This window comes from Streptococcus sp. FDAARGOS_520, from assembly GCF_003812685.1.
GTDB classification, from domain to species: Bacteria; Bacillota; Bacilli; order Lactobacillales; family Streptococcaceae; genus Streptococcus; species Streptococcus agalactiae.
The window spans coordinates 1,428,764-1,445,107 of the sequence record NZ_CP033810.1 but is presented as its reverse complement, the minus strand read 5'-3'; the positions used below and the strand labels follow the sequence as shown (position 1 = coordinate 1,445,107).

Genomic DNA, 16,344 nt, shown 5'->3' with positions numbered 1-16,344 from the left:
TTTTAAATCTAATTAACCTTATGAGAGCAAAACAAAAAAGGACTACTAAAATAACATCTAGTACTCCTTATTAATATGCTAGATAGCCAGCATCATTTCCCCCATGAACGGTATAAGTCTTCTATAATCTTAACACCTGACAGCGTCAACTGAGGCGTCATGATATGACTTACCCTTTGCCCTTCTAAAATCATTTGACTAACATGATAAGCTTCTTTCTCAAAATCACTAACCATGTCAACTTGAATCGTTCGCGCACTAGTATCATTTCTCACCAATTTTGCATGAGTGGTTTTCCAAAAATGTGGAATGATTAGACGACCTTCAGTTCCATAAATAATCATTTCATGCGGTAAATTTAGACGTGTTGTCAAGAAGATATCTACGAGGACCCCATTTGATAATTGCAAGAGTAGTTTGGATTGACTATCGCTTTGACCTTTTGGAAAAGTCGCAGTCCCACTAGCATGAGTTATAGTCGCATCAAATAGATATTGTAAATAAGACAGGGCGTAGGGCGCCATAAAATGCACTGTTCCTCCACCTAACTCAAGTTCTCTAAACCATGTTACATGGTCAATGTTTGGGTAGGCTGTTGTAGATGAGATGGAGATCACTTCTCCTATTTCACCAGAGGCAAGTAATTTTTTAATCACTTGTGTCATCGGAATAAATACCGATTTTTGTGCCTCCATCAAAAACAGATTACAACTTTCTGCCAAAGCGAATAATTCATTCGCTTGGTCGTAAGTCAATGTGAAAGGCTTTTCTACCAACACATGTTTTCCCGCTAACAGAGCTGCTTTAGCAACTTTATAATGGTCTTGATTAATTGTTGCCACATAAATCACATCAATTGACTCATCTGCTAACATATCCTCTAACTTATCGTAAGCCTTTGGGAGATGATATTTGTTGGCAAAAGCTTGCGCAGACTCAAGAGTTCGACTCGATACAGCCACAACTTCACCATTTCCTGCTAAGCGGACTCCTTCAATAAAACGAGGCGCCACCTTTGCCGTTGACACAACACCATACCTTACCTTTGACATAAAAACTCCTTTGACATTGATAGAGTTATTATAGCATAAGAACTAGCATCAAACAGTTTAAAGCGACTATACATAATAAGGCTGCACAATTTCTACTTATTATCTCTAAAGATCCATAATCAAATTATATCAAAAAACGCCATCATTTATGATAGCGTTTTTTAATTTTTTTACCTCACCAACTTCTTCATTTCTTCAATACGTGCTATGGTTGCGTCGTATTTAGTTTGGTAGTCGGTCTGTTTATCTTTTTCTTTTTGGACGACTTCTGGTTTAGCGTTAGCTACAAAGCGCTCGTTGCTGAGTTTTTTGCCAACCATATCTAGTTCTTTTTGCCATTTAGCAAGTTCTTTTTCAAGTCGTGCCAACTCTTCTTCAACGTTAAGGAGGTCAGCAAGTGGGAGGAAAATTTCTGCACCTGTGATGACTGATGACATGGCAAGTTCTGGTGTGGCAATTGCTGAGCTGATTTCAAGCGTCTCTGGGTTTGTGAAGCGTTTGATGTAGTTGCTATTGTCTTTGAAGAAGCTTTCGAGTTCGCTGTCACTTGTCTTAACCAAGATAGTGATTGGTTTAGATGGAGCAACATTGACCTCTGCTCTGCTATTTCGCACTGAACGAATCAAATCTTTCAAGCTTTCAACGCCTTTGTGAGCTGTTTGATTTTCAAATGTCGCGTTAACTTGTGGATAACTTGCAAGGACAATTGATCCTTCTGCATATTGTCCAAAAATTTCTTCTGTCACAAATGGCATGATTGGATGAAGAAGACGCAAGATTTGATCTAAGGTATAAAGAAGAACAGAGCGAGTGATGACTTTCTCGTCTTCATTGTCACTATAAAGAACCTCTTTTGTTAACTCAACGTACCAATTAGCAAATTCTTCCCAGATAAAGTTGTAAAGGATGTGACCAGCAACACCAAATTCAAACTTGTCAAAGTTTTCAGTAACTTTACCCACAGTCTCATTTAAATTGTGGAGAATCCAACGGTCTGTTACATTTCCAACTTGACTATTAACAACTTTTTCCACATTTTCTCTGGCTTGATCCAACGTTAAACCTTCGTTATTCATAAGGATATAGCGTGAAATGTTCCAAATCTTATTAATGAAATTCCACGAAGCATCCATTTTTTCGTATGAAAAACGCACATCTTGACCAGGGGCTGAACCATTTGAGAGGAACCAACGAAGGGCATCCGCACCATATTTCTCAATGACATCCATCGGATCAATCCCGTTGCCGAGTGATTTAGACATTTTACGTCCTTCTTCATCACGGATGAGTCCATGAATAAGAACATTTGAGAATGGTTGGCGTCCTGTAAATTCAAGGGATTGGAAAATCATGCGCGATACCCAGAAGAAGATGATATCGTATCCAGTTACCAAGGTTGACGTTGGGAAGTAGCGTTTGAAGTCAGCTGCTTCGGTGTCTGGCCATCCCATTGTTGAAAACGGCCATAAAGCAGAACTAAACCATGTGTCTAGAACGTCTTCATCCTGTGTCCATCCGTCACCCTCTGGGGCATCTTCTCCAACATACATCTCACCATTGACGTTGTACCATGCAGGAATTTGGTGTCCCCACCATAATTGACGAGAGATAACCCAGTCATGGACATTTTCCATCCAGCTCATAAAAGTATCGTTAAATCGTGGTGGATAAAACTCTACCTTGTCTTCTGTATCTTGGTTGGCAATGGCATTCTTAGCCAATTGATCCATCTTGACGAACCATTGAGTAGATAAACGTGGTTCAACCACAACGCCTGTTCGTTCTGAATGACCAACAGAATGAGTCGTTTTTTTAATTTTTACTAAGTTTCCTAACGATTCTAATTTAGCGACTACTGCCTTACGAGCTTCGAAACGATCCATACCATTAAATTCATCCGCAAGTTCATTCATAGTACCATCATCGTTCATAACGTTAACTTGTGGTAAGTTGTGGCGTTGACCTACAGCAAAGTCATTAGGGTCGTGAGCCGGCGTAATCTTAACCACACCTGTTCCAAATTCTGGATCAGCGTGTTCATCAGCGACGATTGGAATAGGTTTATTGATGATAGGAAGGATAACATTTTGACCAATCAAATCCTTGTAACGTGCATCTTCTGGATTTACCGCTACAGCCACATCTCCAAACATAGTCTCAGGACGAGTTGTTGCTACTTCTAGGGCGCGTGAGCCATCTTCCAGCATATAATTCATATGATAGAAAGCACCCTCAACATCCTTGTGAATAACTTCAATATCTGAAAGGGCTGTGCGAGCTGCTGGATCCCAGTTAATGATGAACTCCCCACGATAGATCCAACCTTTATTGTACAAATCAACAAAGACTTTTCTTACCGCTTTTGAAAGTCCCTCATCAAGGGTAAAACGCTCACGGCTATAATCAACCGAAAGACCCATTTTTCCCCACTGAGATTTAATAGTTGCTGCATACTCGTCTTTCCATTCCCAAACTTTATCTAGGAATTTTTCACGACCAAGATCATAACGTGAAATGCCTTGCTCACGAAGGCGCTCCTCAACCTTAGCTTGAGTGGCTATACCAGCGTGGTCCATACCTGGAAGCCAGAGTGTATCAAAGCCCTGCATACGCTTTTGACGAATAATGATATCTTGTAGAGTTGTATCCCAAGCGTGACCCAAGTGCAATTTACCCGTAACGTTTGGTGGTGGAATTACGATAGAATAAGGCTTAGCCTCAGTATCCCCTGATGGCTTGAAAACATCTTGGTCAAGCCAAGTTTGATAACGGCCTTCCTCAACCTCGGCAGGATTGTATTTTGGTGATAGTTCTTTTGACATTAGTTTTTCTCCTTGATTTGGTTTATTTTTTGAATAATAAGATATGCTGTTTCAGTAGCAGTTAAGCAAGTATTATTGATTTTATGATAATATGTAAGCGCTTCTGGGGCTACTTCAGGATTAAAGATAGCGTAATCCATGGTTGAACAAATATCGCTCTCTGACCATTTGATATCACGTTTTGAAGGCTTATGCTTGAGGCGATTTTCTGTGCGATTTCGTTTGAGACGCTCACTTAGCTCTGTTTCTAATTCTACAAATAATACCTCTTGGTTGTGAGATTGAAAAACTATTTGAATCTTTTCTAGAAATACTACATCTCTTGAATCATTGAAATCAATTACAATAGTAAAAATCATTTCTTGACCAGTCTTAGCAAACGTTTCAAAAAATTTAAAGCGAATAGACTCCGTTAGAGCAATACTATCTGGAGACCATGGCATGAAGCGTAAAACAAAATCTATAGAATCATGGTTATGGAATAAGGTCATGCCTGTCTGTTTTGCGATTTCCTGACCAATTGTCATTTTCCCAGAAGCTTGTGCTCCGATGATAATAATATTCATCTTCTTTTTTTCTCCCACTCGCTTCGCAGTAAACCAAAGCGCATATCGCCACAACGTTTCCCCTGGGCATCTCTTCGATCACGAATATTAGCCTCTAAAGTAAAACCTAATTTGCGCGCAACCGCCTGACTTTGCTTATTATAGTCATAGCATCCCAGCTCAATCTTATGTAGTCCTAGCAGTGTGAAACCTATCTCCACAAGGGCTGAAGCTGCTTCTGGCACAATGCCTTGTCCCCCATAATCAGGGTGGAGCAGGTAGCCAATTTCAAAAATGTCATCTTCGTGGCGATGGTTAAAATCTACTGAACCAATTACCTTATCATCGCCTTTTAGAGTAATAGCATAACCAGAGGGTAACTTTTCTTTTTCAAGATTAGTTGGATAAATCTCTTGAATATAGGTTATCTCTTCTTCCAAGCTTTTAACAGCCGGAAAACCTGCTGGATAACTCACCTCATCAAGTTTGACAAATTCAAATATCTCCTTAGCATCTTCTAACTTGCGTTGACGCAACAACAGACGATTCGTTTCCACAACAGGTAGCTGGTTATCTACGATTTCTCCAAGTATCTTAATCATTTGTCTCCTCCATATCTACGATATTATTGATGACTTAGTTAAGTGCCCTGCACAGCCAAATTAGTCGATCTAGTAACTTCTATGAAGAGTAGAATAATTACTCCCACTCACTCCTCAGCAAACCATATATCAAATTGACACAGCGATTGTCTTGATTATCCTTACGATCACGAATGGTAGCTTCAAGGGTGAATCCTAGTTTTTCTGCCACGCGCCGGCTTTGCTTATTGTAATCATAGCAGCGGATTTCGATTTTGTGGAGATTGAGAAGGGTAAAACCGACTTCAATCAAAGCGGCGACAGCTTCTGTCATATAGCCATGACCCCAGTAGTCAGGATGAAGCAGATAGCAAATCTCGAAAACATCGTCTTCATGGCGATGGTTAAAGGCGCAGGATCCGATAATACGATCACTTCCTTTAACGGTAATACCATAACCAGATGGTAATTTTGCCTTTTCCAGATTTTGATAGTAGCGATTTTCAAAATAATCGTACTCATCTTCTAAAGAAGCTATTGGGCTGAGTCCTGCTGGATAGGCAACCTCTTCCAAGCAAACGTAATCAAACATGGCTGGGACATCCCCCACCGTTCGCTGACGCAAGATAAGCCGATCCGTTTCTAGTTTTGGTAATGCTTTGCCATCGAAATCTTCTAGAATCTGCATATACTTCAATCTCCTCACTCCTAAATACAAAAAATCCCTGTCAATTCTGACAGGGACGAATTTCGTGTTACGATTTCCGCGGTACCACCCAAATTCGGATGATAACATCCGCAACTCGTTTTGTTTCAATTATTGGACTTAGCAACAAGCTTTGACATTTGTGCGGATTTCTCAGTATGACCGCTTCCTGTGACAAATGGGATTTCAAAACACCTCTAAGTTAATTTATTCTAGCAAAATAAGGCTACTTTCGCAAGGTAAATCAAATTATTTTGCAAAAACAACACCATTATCAACTAACTGTTTAATAGCTGCTGGACCAATACCTTTTAGTGCTAAAACATCTGCTTCACTTACTTTCGCAAATGCTTCAAGGCTGACAAGGCCAGCTTCTTTTAAAACATCTTGTTTATTAGCAGTTAAACCTTCTAAAAGATCGACTGCCTTTGGCGCTTCAGGAGCCGTCTTTTTCGGTAATGCGACTTCTTGTAAAGTTTGAGATAGTCGAACATCCTTCCAATTGATCCCTTTAGCTTTCAAAAGCTCTCTTTTTTTATTCGGTTTAATACGCTTTGCCATTGTATAATGCTTTCTCCTCATTTATGAAATCTATCATAGTATCTAAAAACTACTATAACAATGTATCATAGAAATGCCTATTTGACAAGCTTTCTAGCGATAAACCTTTTAATAATGACGTTGTCCAAAAAGACCATCAGGCAAATCATGGAAAGATTTTTGGTTATGATAGTTATTAAATTTCCCTTGCAAAAAGCGATAAGCGTCTAACTTACTCTCATAACGAATATACGCATCTGCTGCTCGCTCATCCTTATCTTCCTCTAAAACTTTCTTTGCACTGTCCATTGCCATTTGGTTGATACTTATTTGCGATTGTAACCACTCTTCAAAGTCTTTTAAAAATTCTTGTTCGTATGACATGATATTCCTCTTTTTTAGTTTTTTTCATTATAACATATAAATTAAATACTCAAAAAATCATTATATCAAAAATAAATTATGATTTTTCTGACAGATATAAAAACAACTAGTTTTATCTAAGGAAGACCTTTTGAGATGTATGGTTCTCTATGCCATTCTAGTTTTGGCATCACACCCCTAGTTAAAAGAAAACGCTCTCTAAAATTCATCACTTATACCATTCAATCACTATTACTCCTTGTTATCTTAGCATCTATGTGTTATAATTAAGAAAAAATGATATTACTATTAAAAGAAAGAGGTGATCTTATTGCCACATAAAGAAATTGGACATCAATTCTTAGCACGACTAGGAAAAAACGCTTAAGACCAGGAGGTGTCCAAGCAACGAATTGGCTTATCAAAAAAGGACACTTTAGTGCTGACAGTCGTGTTCTAGAAGTAGCTTGTAATCAATGTACCAGTTCCATCGATATCGCTAAAGCATTTTCCTGTCACATTACAGCGCTTGATCTAGATAGTAAAGTAATAGAAAAGGCCAAAGAAAATGTCAAAAAGGCCCAATTAGAAGAATTTATTGAAGTTATTCAGGGAAATGCACTCAGACTGCCCTTTCCTGATAATAGTTTATCGTTATCAACGAAGCAATGTTAACGATGCTTAACAATTCAGCTAAGGAGAAAGCCATAAAAGAGTACTTACGTGTCCTAAAACCTGGTGGACGTTTACTCACACATGATGTTTCTTATCAAGATGAAGACACTGCCAAGCTGATCGATCAACTTAGACATACTATGAATGTTAACGTTGCTCCTCTAAAAATAGATGATTGGCAAAATTTATTCTTACAAAATGGTTTTTAAAGTTCAGAATATCAATTTGGAAAAATAAGTCTTATGTCCCCGTTAGGAATGATTAAAGATGAAGGTTTATTCAATACCATTAAAATCATCAGCCGGGGACTGAAAAATGAACGATGCCCTCATCCAAAATTAATAAATGTTTTGGAAAGAAAACTTGAAATTATCCTTGGTGATCAGAAACATATCCTTGAAAAAGATAGCCTTATTAGCCTCTCTCCACAAGAAACACACCATTTAAGAGCTATTGAAAATAGTAAATTTCTCCAAATAGAATTAGACTAAAAAAACGACTATTTTTCTAAGTAAAGAAATACTTGATTTCGTCAAAATCTTATAGTATCATAGAAAAGTAGCCGCTATAGTTAAATGGTATAATAGAGCAATGGTAATGCTCAATTCCGAGTTCAATTCTCGGTGGTGGCAGAAAATATATGAGTGAAACCTTATTATAATAGGGTTTCTTTTATTTTTGTTCTTAATTTGTTCTTGATAGTCATTTTAAAAACTACCTTTATTATTAAGAATTTTTAAAAGCTGATCATTTTCCTTTTCTTCCACTTACAGAAGCAAATGACCATATGTTTCTATTAATTGTTTGATATCTTTATGCCCCATTAATTTTGCAACCGCCCAAATATCTACTCCGTTAGCCAACAAATAACTTCCATAAGTATGTCTAGCACCTGTTGATGACATCTTAGATTCTATTTCTAATTTTTCCAATGAGCTTGCCAAGAATTTGTTAACAGCATCATTTGATATCATACCAAACCTATAGTCATAAAAAATCAATTGATCTGTATTTTTTATATGCAAACCTTTCAGCATTCTTTCTTGTTGAAATTTTAGTTCAAGCAATAACTCTTTTAAATCATGACTTACTGAAACTCTCCTTATTGAAGTCCTTGTTTTAGGCTTTGTAAAGTCATTTTTTATTGAAGAATATCTTCGATATGTATAAATACTATTTCTTTCAAAATCAATATCATCCCAAGTTACTCTATAAAATTGTTTACGAAAATAAACTATTCAAAGAAATAACCATTGATTTAGAAATTTCAAAGGAATGTTTAGAAATACGACTTTTCCATCTACTTAAAGATTATTCCAATTTGAACAATAAAGAAATAAGTACGATCGTTAGTAACTTTCAAAGAAATAAAAATCAAACCATGAATTTAGCTCTTTATGATATCATAACATAATATTATTTCTGAATACGAGCAAATAACTCCAAATAATCTGGAAAAAGCAACTCATCAATTAAATAAAAGCTATCTCATTTCCTCGCTTGATTTCATTGAATTAACAGATAACACTTTCCAAGAAAAACTAAGACAGAGTAACCCCATCTTCTTTTTGGTTCTTACTTTGATTTCGGTAAAAATACTTTTTATTGCTGGGATACAAATTATTTAACTAAAAATTAGGTGCTAAGTAAAATTAAGACTTTGCATTTTGAAGTTCATTTTTTAAATAAAAAAATAAGTTAGGAAAATAGTCCTAACTTTATTCTTTATCTCTTAATGCTTTTTCTAAAGCCTTGCTACCTTCTTTATAATATGTCTCCTTACCAGAAGCATTATAATAAAAGTTCCCTAAATCAACATTCAATTTACCATCACTTTTAACATCATATAAAACAGTATACTTAGCAGACCCACCTTTAAGTACAAAACTTTTACTTTTAGTATCAATATTAGTTACTACAAAGTTTCCTTCATTATGATAAATTCCTGATTCATCATTAATTTCTAAAACTAACATTTTTTCACCATCATATACTTTATAATACTTTACATTTAACGAATTAGTCGAACAAGCAACTAAAAATACTGTAGATATAGCTAAAATCATCAATCCTAATAATTTCTTTTTCATAACTAAACTTCCTTTGCTATGAGAAAATCTTTTAACCTCTCAACATCTCTATCGCTTAACTTACCTATAATTTTAATATTGAACCCTTTATTCTCAACATCATAATATTGAATAGTATCTATCCAAGAACGCCTATTTAAATTTGCTTTTGCCTAATCAATAACTTCTAAATACTGACTTCTTATATTGTCAGACTTATTTTCATATTTAGTAGTAAATCTTAAAGTTTTTATTACTTCATCATTAAATTTGACTACTACAGCAGGACGAACCTTTGAACCTGTACCATCAGAATATTCAATACGAGAAACTAATACAGAATATACCTCAATATCACTCATTTAAAATATTCCTCATATTCTGAAAAATCTTCATCTCCAAAAAACGCATTTACACTTTCTGGATCACTAGCCTTAACTCGTATTCCCTTTAATTTTGTTTCTACCAAATTTTGAAATTCTTCATCAGAAACAGATGATTTATTTTTTATTTCAAAAGGAATACTTTGAGTTTTAACAGATTGAATCAAAAACATTTTTACTGCTGTGCTCATATCCAACCCTAAGGATTGAAAAAGTTCTGTAGCATCATCTTTTAATTGATCATCAACTCTTACTGCTACTGTTGACATAATATCACCTCAAATCATTTTTGTATAACTATTGTATCACTAAATGCAATACAACGCAAACAAAAAAGGAAATCGTCTTTCCCAATGAAGAGGCTCTAGAATACTATCTAGTCACACTATTTAATGATTACAACTTCAAGCAAGAACAACGAATCCACAAAGGTTTTGGCCAATGTACAGACACACTTGAAAGCCTATTTGATTAACAATCCCAGCTTTGCCAGTGTGTTTACACAACATTATTGACACACTCCTTTTATTTTTATAAATTACCCTTAAATACATTTAATTACTTGAAAAGACAAACAGTCATTTTAGAAAATTTTGCATCTAACCTTACATTTGATTACACCTAAAAATTTTAAATCATCAAAAGAGAGCCTAGGATTAACATCTTAGGCTCTAATGATACACTTCATTTACAAATTTCAACTAAATAGGATCATTTCTTCAGTTTTATAGTAAGCGTCCAATAACAAGGTATATTGGATGCTTACGGAATAGGGAAGAAAATGGAAGATACCTCGTTATTGGACGCTTACACAAAATCAAAATCCTATCGAAATTAATAATCTCGATAGGATTTTTCAAGAATTAAACTCGAAAAATTGAAACACTTTAATTAAGTTTGTTGAAGAGAGATACATAACTTTATTAATGTGTTCACACCAATAAATGGTGAAAAGTTTAGTGACATTTTAGGTCAAAAGATTAATCCTCTTTTTTCTTAGAAACAGATAATAAACCAACTGATGACATAATTGTCAAAGCTACAACATTAAAGAATGGAGTTGCATTCTCACCTGTTGCTGGTAGTTTATTTCCTTTACCATTGACTTGCTGATCTTTACCTGCTGGATCATTCTTATCGGCATCTGTACGTGGATCGACAACCTTAACAGTCACATCTACAGTATCTTTTGAACCATCTGGGTAAGTCACAACAACTTTTGCTGGTTTGTCTCCCGGTGTTGCCGTATCAACTGGAGTTTCAAAGGCTACTGTTGTACCTTTCGGAAGATCTGGTAAGTTACCAATAGAATCTTCTGCCTTCGGTGTCTCACCTACATTGACTTGCTGATCTTTACCTGCTGGATCATTCTTATCGGCATCTGTACGTGGATCGACAACCTTAACAGTCACATCTACAGTATCTTTTGAACCATCTGGGTAAGTCACAACAACTTTTGCTGGTTTGTCTCCCGGTGTTGCCGTATCAACTGGAGTTTCAAAGGCTACTGTTGTACCTTTCGGAAGATCTGGTAAGTTACCAATAGAATCTTCTGCCTTCGGTGTCTCACCTACATTGACTTGCTGATCTTTACCTGCTGGATCATTCTTATCGGCATCTGTACGTGGATCGACAACCTTAACAGTCACATCTACAGTATCTTTTGAACCATCTGGGTAAGTCACAACAACTTTTGCTGGTTTGTCTCCCGGTGTTGCCGTATCAACTGGAGTTTCAAAGGCTACTGTTGTACCTTTCGGAAGATCTGGTAAGTTACCAATAGAATCTTCTGCCTTCGGTGTCTCACCTACATTGACTTGCTGATCTTTACCTGCTGGATCATTCTTATCGGCATCTGTACGTGGATCGACAACCTTAACAGTCACATCTACAGTATCTTTTGAACCATCTGGGTAAGTCACAACAACTTTTGCTGGTTTGTCTCCCGGTGTTGCCGTATCAACTGGAGTTTCAAAGGCTACTGTTGTACCTTTCGGAAGATCTGGTAAGTTACCAATAGAATCTTCTGCCTTCGGTGTCTCACCTACATTGACTTGCTGATCTTTACCTGCTGGATCATTCTTATCGGCATCTGTACGTGGATCGACAACCTTAACAGTCACATCTACAGTATCTTTTGAACCATCTGGGTAAGTCACAACAACTTTTGCTGGTTTGTCTCCCGGTGTTGCCGTATCAACTGGAGTTTCAAAGGCTACTGTTGTACCTTTCGGAAGATCTGGTAAGTTACCAATAGAATCTTCTGCCTTCGGTGTCTCACCTACATTGACTTGCTGATCTTTACCTGCTGGATCATTCTTATCGGCATCTGTACGTGGATCGACAACCTTAACAGTCACATCTACAGTATCTTTTGAACCATCTGGGTAAGTCACAACAACTTTTGCTGGTTTGTCTCCCGGTGTTGCCGTATCAACTGGAGTTTCAAAGGCTACTGTTGTACCTTTCGGAAGATCTGGTAAGTTACCAATAGAATCTTCTGCCTTCGGTGTCTCACCTACATTGACTTGCTGATCTTTACCTGCTGGATCATTCTTATCGGCATCTGTACGTGGATCGACAACCTTAACAGTCACATCTACAGTATCTTTTGAACCATCTGGGTAAGTCACAACAACTTTTGCTGGTTTGTCTCCCGGTGTTGCCGTATCAACTGGAGTTTCAAAGGCTACTGTTGTACCTTTCGGAAGATCTGGTAAGTTACCAATAGAATCTTCTGCCTTCGGTGTCTCACCTACATTGACTTGCTGATCTTTACCTGCTGGATCATTCTTATCGGCATCTGTACGTGGATCGACAACCTTAACAGTCACATCTACAGTATCTTTTGAACCATCTGGGTAAGTCACAACAACTTTTGCTGGTTTGTCTCCCGGTGTTGCCGTATCAACTGGAGTTTCAAAGGCTACTGTTGTACCTTTCGGAAGATCTGGTAAGTTACCAATAGAATCTTCTGCCTTCGGTGTCTCACCTACATTGACTTGCTGATCTTTACCTGCTGGATCATTCTTATCGGCATCTGTACGTGGATCGACAACCTTAACAGTCACATCTACAGTATCTTTTGAACCATCTGGGTAAGTCACAACAACTTTTGCTGGTTTGTCTCCCGGTGTTGCCGTATCAACTGGAGTTTCAAAGGCTACTGTTGTACCTTTCGGAAGATCTGGTAAGTTACCAATAGAATCTTCTGCCTTCGGTGTCTCACCTACATTGACTTGCTGATCTTTACCTGCTGGATCATTCTTATCGGCATCTGTACGTGGATCGACAACCTTAACAGTCACATCTACAGTATCTTTTGAACCATCTGGGTAAGTCACAACAACTTTTGCTGGTTTGTCTCCCGGTGTTGCCGTATCAACTGGAGTTTCAAAGGCTACTGTTGTACCTTTCGGAAGATCTGGTAAGTTACCAATAGAATCTTCTGCCTTCGGTGTCTCACCTACATTGACTTGCTGATCTTTACCTGCTGGATCATTCTTATCGGCATCTGTACGTGGATCGACAACCTTAACAGTCACATCTACAGTATCTTTTGAACCATCTGGGTAAGTCACAACAACTTTGCTGGTTTGTCTCCCGGTGTTGCCGTATCAACTGGAGTTTCAAAGGCTACTGTTGTACCTTTCGGAAGATCTGGTAAGTTACCAATAGAATCTTCTGCCTTCGGTGTCTCACCTACATTGACTTGCTGATCTTTACCTGCTGGATCATTCTTATCGGCATCTGTACGTGGATCGACAACCTTAACAGTCACATCTACAGTATCTTTTGAACCATCTGGGTAAGTCACAACAACTTTTGCTGGTTTGTCTCCCGGTGTTGCCGTATCAACTGGAGTTTCAAAGGCTACTGTTGTACCTTTCGGAAGATCTGGTAAGTTACCAATAGAATCTTCTGCCTTCGGTGTCTCACCTACATTGACTTGCTGATCTTTACCTGCTGGATCATTCTTATCGGCATCTGTACGTGGATCGACAACCTTAACAGTCACATCTACAGTATCTTTTGAACCATCTGGGTAAGTCACAACAACTTTTGCTGGTTTGTCTCCCGGTGTTGCCGTATCAACTGGAGTTTCAAAGGCTACTGTTGTACCTTTCGGAAGATCTGGTAAGTTACCAATAGAATCTTCTGCCTTCGGTGTCTCACCTACATTGACTTGCTGATCTTTACCTGCTGGATCATTCTTATCGGCATCTGTACGTGGATCGACAACCTTAACAGTCACATCTACAGTATCTTTGAACCATCTGGGTAAGTCACAACAACTTTTGCTGGTTTGTCTCCCGGTGTTGCCGTATCAACTGGAGTTTCAAAGGCTACTGTTGTACCTTTCGGAAGATCTGGTAAGTTACCAATAGAATCTTCTGCCTTCGGTGTCTCACCTACATTGACTTGCTGATCTTTACCTGCTGGATCATTCTTATCGGCATCTGTACGTGGATCGACAACCTTAACAGTCACATCTACAGTATCTTTTGAACCATCTGGGTAAGTCACAACAACTTTTGCTGGTTTGTCTCCCGGTGTTGCCGTATCAACTGGAGTTTCAAAGGCTACTGTTGTACCTTTCGGAAGATCTGGTAAGTTACCAATAGAATCTTCTGCCTTCGGTGTCTCACCTACATTGACTTGCTGATCTTTACCTGCTGGATCATTCTTATCGGCATCTGTACGTGGATCGACAACCTTAACAGTCACATCTACAGTATCTTTTGAACCATCTGGGTAAGTCACAACAACTTTTGCTGGTTTGTCTCCCGGTGTTGCCGTATCAACTGGAGTTTCAAAGGCTACTGTTGTACCTTTCGGAAGATCTGGTAAGTTACCAATAGAATCTTCTGCCTTCGGTGTCTCACCTACATTGACTTGCTGATCTTTACCTGCTGGATCATTCTTATCGGCATCTGTACGTGGATCGACAACCTTAACAGTCACATCTACAGTATCTTTTGAACCATCTGGGTAAGTCACAACAACTTTTGCTGGTTTGTCTCCCGGTGTTGCCGTATCAACTGGAGTTTCAAAGGCTACTGTTGTACCTTTCGGAAGATCTGGTAAGTTACCAATAGAATCTTCTGCCTTCGGTGTCTCACCTACATTGACTTGCTGATCTTTACCTGCTGGATCATTCTTATCGGCATCTGTACGTGGATCGACAACCTTAACAGTCACATCTACAGTATCTTTTGAACCATCTGGGTAAGTCACAACAACTTTTGCTGGTTTGTCTCCCGGTGTTGCCGTATCAACTGGAGTTTCAAAGGCTACTGTTGTACCTTTCGGAAGATCTGGTAAGTTACCAATAGAATCTTCTGCCTTCGGTGTCTCACCTACATTGACTTGCTGATCTTTACCTGCTGGATCATTCTTATCGGCATCTGTACGTGGATCGACAACCTTAACAGTCACATCTACAGTATCTTTTGAACCATCTGGGTAAGTCACAACAACTTTTGCTGGTTTGTCTCCCGGTGTTGCCGTATCAACTGGAGTTTCAAAGGCTACTGTTGTACCTTTCGGAAGATCTGGTAAGTTACCAATAGAATCTTCTGCCTTCGGTGTCTCACCTACATTGACTTGCTGATCTTTACCTGCTGGATCATTCTTATCGGCATCTGTACGTGGATCGACAACCTTAACAGTCACATCTACAGTATCTTTTGAACCATCTGGGTAAGTCACAACAACTTTTGCTGGTTTGTCTCCCGGTGTTGCCGTATCAACTGGAGTTTCAAAGGCTACTGTTGTACCTTTCGGAAGATCTGGTAAGTTACCAATAGAATCTTCTGCCTTCGGTGTCTCACCTACATTGACTTGCTGATCTTTACCTGCTGGATCATTCTTATCGGCATCTGGGATTCGAGGTACTAGTATTTTTTCTAAATTAGTAACTTCAGTTATTTTATTGGCAATGTCTGATTGCGTCTTAGGATTATTATCAATATCTGTTTTGATATCATCTAAACTTATCAAAACTTTATCGCGACTTCCCTCGTCCCATTTAGGGTCTTCCGCTTTCTTTTTAACTTCATCTATTTTATCTCTCAAAGCTGAAGAATTGTAAATAGTCAATGAAACGTTTATAATATCCACTTGTCCATCAGGCTTCGTATGAGGACTTCCATCTGTCTTCAATACTGTATAATTAATACTAGCTGCACCAACAGTAGTCAATTCAGAAGGTTGTGTGAAATAATTGCCGCCTTGCCTAATGACATACTGAGCTTTTAAATCAGGTGAATTTAACGTAATTAATTGTAATGGATCTATTTTCCCATTTTTCACATCATATAAATCTATATATGCTCTACCATTCTGAACATTTTTAGTCATATTTGTGTTTAACGTAACAGCACTTCCTGAAATTACTTCAGCTGCAAACACAGTATCTGTAGAAATATTAAATTGCCCTTGAGTAAAACCTCCTAAAAAACTAATACCAATTAGTACAGAAGCTGCACCAAACTTAAACTTCTTAATTGAAAACCGTTGTTTCGTCTGTAAAGTATCATAACTGTTATTTTTAGACCTTCTAAACATAATATTCTCCTTTACTTTATTCTGTATAGCTCTATACA

Annotated in this window: 12 protein-coding genes, 1 tRNA gene and 4 pseudogenes; 5 read left to right on the top strand and 12 right to left on the bottom strand. The window is 37.9% G+C overall.

Annotation, left to right across the window (positions count from 1 at the left end):
* Positions 1-92: 92 nt before the first annotated feature.
* From EGX96_RS07735 to EGX96_RS07705, 7 genes are all read right to left on the bottom strand, one after another.
* A complete protein-coding gene (locus EGX96_RS07735; RefSeq protein ID WP_000049317.1) occupies positions 93-1,052 on the bottom strand; it encodes a Gfo/Idh/MocA family protein in 960 nt (319 codons plus the stop codon).
* A gap of 170 nt (positions 1,053-1,222) precedes the next feature.
* Positions 1,223-3,874: a valine--tRNA ligase gene (locus EGX96_RS07730; protein ID WP_000032207.1), complete on the bottom strand. Its 2,652-nt coding sequence runs from the start codon at positions 3,872-3,874 to the stop codon at positions 1,223-1,225.
* Positions 3,874-4,440 (bottom strand): AAA family ATPase, encoded by a 567-nt coding sequence (locus EGX96_RS07725; RefSeq protein ID WP_001021308.1) that lies wholly within the window; start codon positions 4,438-4,440, stop codon positions 3,874-3,876. Before EGX96_RS07725 ends, EGX96_RS07730 begins: the two co-directional genes overlap by 1 nt.
* Positions 4,437-5,021 carry a GNAT family N-acetyltransferase gene (locus EGX96_RS07720; RefSeq protein ID WP_050153243.1) on the bottom strand — a complete coding sequence of 195 codons (585 nt, stop codon included), beginning with the start codon at positions 5,019-5,021 and terminating at the stop codon, positions 4,437-4,439. Before EGX96_RS07720 ends, EGX96_RS07725 begins: the two co-directional genes overlap by 4 nt.
* Positions 5,022-5,118: 97 nt before the next feature.
* Complete coding sequence (locus EGX96_RS07715) at positions 5,119-5,688, bottom strand: GNAT family N-acetyltransferase (protein WP_001166195.1); 570 nt, start codon at positions 5,686-5,688, stop codon at positions 5,119-5,121.
* A gap of 267 nt (positions 5,689-5,955) precedes the next feature.
* Positions 5,956-6,267, bottom strand: a complete 312-nt coding sequence (locus EGX96_RS07710) for a hypothetical protein (protein ID WP_001119098.1) — start codon at positions 6,265-6,267, stop codon at positions 5,956-5,958.
* A gap of 108 nt (positions 6,268-6,375) precedes the next feature.
* Positions 6,376-6,630, bottom strand: a complete 255-nt coding sequence (locus EGX96_RS07705) for a DUF1912 family protein (protein ID WP_000119699.1) — start codon at positions 6,628-6,630, stop codon at positions 6,376-6,378.
* Between the two features lie 310 nt (positions 6,631-6,940).
* Here EGX96_RS07705 and EGX96_RS11275 point away from each other — a divergent pair.
* The 3 genes and pseudogenes from EGX96_RS11275 to EGX96_RS07695 form a co-directional block, all read left to right on the top strand.
* A pseudogene (locus EGX96_RS11275) lies at positions 6,941-7,604 on the top strand (class I SAM-dependent methyltransferase); the annotation flags it as partial.
* Positions 7,578-7,775: a methyltransferase gene (locus tag EGX96_RS11210; protein ID WP_370657590.1), complete on the top strand. Its 198-nt coding sequence runs from the start codon at positions 7,578-7,580 to the stop codon at positions 7,773-7,775. The pseudogene EGX96_RS11275 and the gene EGX96_RS11210, both read left to right, overlap by 27 nt.
* Positions 7,776-7,845: 70 nt before the next feature.
* Positions 7,846-7,916, top strand: a tRNA-Thr gene (locus tag EGX96_RS07695).
* 135 nt (positions 7,917-8,051) lie between these two features.
* Here the strand turns inward: EGX96_RS07695 and EGX96_RS07690 are convergent.
* Positions 8,052-8,456: a tyrosine-type recombinase/integrase gene (locus EGX96_RS07690; RefSeq protein WP_228761747.1), complete on the bottom strand. Its 405-nt coding sequence runs from the start codon at positions 8,454-8,456 to the stop codon at positions 8,052-8,054.
* Here EGX96_RS07690 and EGX96_RS11205 point away from each other — a divergent pair.
* The gene (locus tag EGX96_RS11205) at positions 8,447-8,698 is read left to right on the top strand and encodes a hypothetical protein (protein ID WP_000280199.1); all 252 of its coding nucleotides are present in this window, start codon (positions 8,447-8,449) and stop codon (positions 8,696-8,698) included. The genes EGX96_RS07690 and EGX96_RS11205 overlap by 10 nt on opposite strands.
* 304 nt (positions 8,699-9,002) lie before the next feature.
* On the opposite strand, the gene EGX96_RS07680 is transcribed toward EGX96_RS11205, so the two are convergent.
* The 3 genes and pseudogenes from EGX96_RS07680 to EGX96_RS07670 form a co-directional block, all read right to left on the bottom strand.
* Positions 9,003-9,374 (bottom strand): lipoprotein, encoded by a 372-nt coding sequence (locus EGX96_RS07680; RefSeq protein ID WP_000727985.1) that lies wholly within the window; start codon positions 9,372-9,374, stop codon positions 9,003-9,005.
* A 2-nt stretch (positions 9,375-9,376) separates the two neighbouring features.
* Positions 9,377-9,715 (bottom strand): annotated as a pseudogene (locus tag EGX96_RS11295) (hypothetical protein).
* Complete coding sequence (locus EGX96_RS07670) at positions 9,712-10,005, bottom strand: type II toxin-antitoxin system RelB/DinJ family antitoxin (RefSeq protein ID WP_000108709.1); 294 nt, start codon at positions 10,003-10,005, stop codon at positions 9,712-9,714. The pseudogene EGX96_RS11295 and the gene EGX96_RS07670 overlap by 4 nt, the downstream one beginning before the upstream one ends.
* 56 nt (positions 10,006-10,061) lie before the next feature.
* On the opposite strand from EGX96_RS07670, the pseudogene EGX96_RS07665 reads away from it, so the two are divergent.
* Positions 10,062-10,211 (top strand): annotated as a pseudogene (locus EGX96_RS07665) (IS256 family transposase); the annotation flags it as partial.
* Positions 10,212-10,716: 505 nt separating this feature from the next.
* Here EGX96_RS07665 and EGX96_RS11200 read toward each other — a convergent pair.
* A pseudogene (locus tag EGX96_RS11200) lies at positions 10,717-16,306 on the bottom strand (alpha-like surface protein).
* Positions 16,307-16,344 lie beyond the last annotated feature (38 nt).

Excerpts from the sequence above, each read along its gene's own strand:
- EGX96_RS07735 (WP_000049317.1), bottom strand. The coding sequence starts at position 1,052 with ATGTCAAAGGTAAGGTATGGTGTTGTGTCAACGGCAAAGGTGGCGCCT.
- EGX96_RS07730 (WP_000032207.1), bottom strand. The coding sequence starts at position 3,874 with ATGTCAAAAGAACTATCACCAAAATACAATCCTGCCGAGGTTGAGGAA.
- EGX96_RS07725 (WP_001021308.1), bottom strand. The coding sequence starts at position 4,440 with ATGAATATTATTATCATCGGAGCACAAGCTTCTGGGAAAATGACAATT.
- EGX96_RS07720 (WP_050153243.1), bottom strand. The coding sequence starts at position 5,021 with ATGATTAAGATACTTGGAGAAATCGTAGATAACCAGCTACCTGTTGTG.
- EGX96_RS07715 (WP_001166195.1), bottom strand. The coding sequence starts at position 5,688 with ATGCAGATTCTAGAAGATTTCGATGGCAAAGCATTACCAAAACTAGAA.
- EGX96_RS07710 (WP_001119098.1), bottom strand. The coding sequence starts at position 6,267 with ATGGCAAAGCGTATTAAACCGAATAAAAAAAGAGAGCTTTTGAAAGCT.
- EGX96_RS07705 (WP_000119699.1), bottom strand. The coding sequence starts at position 6,630 with ATGTCATACGAACAAGAATTTTTAAAAGACTTTGAAGAGTGGTTACAA.
- EGX96_RS11205 (WP_000280199.1), top strand. The coding sequence starts at position 8,447 with ATGTATAAATACTATTTCTTTCAAAATCAATATCATCCCAAGTTACTC.
- EGX96_RS07680 (WP_000727985.1), bottom strand. The coding sequence starts at position 9,374 with ATGAAAAAGAAATTATTAGGATTGATGATTTTAGCTATATCTACAGTA.
- EGX96_RS07670 (WP_000108709.1), bottom strand. The coding sequence starts at position 10,005 with ATGTCAACAGTAGCAGTAAGAGTTGATGATCAATTAAAAGATGATGCT.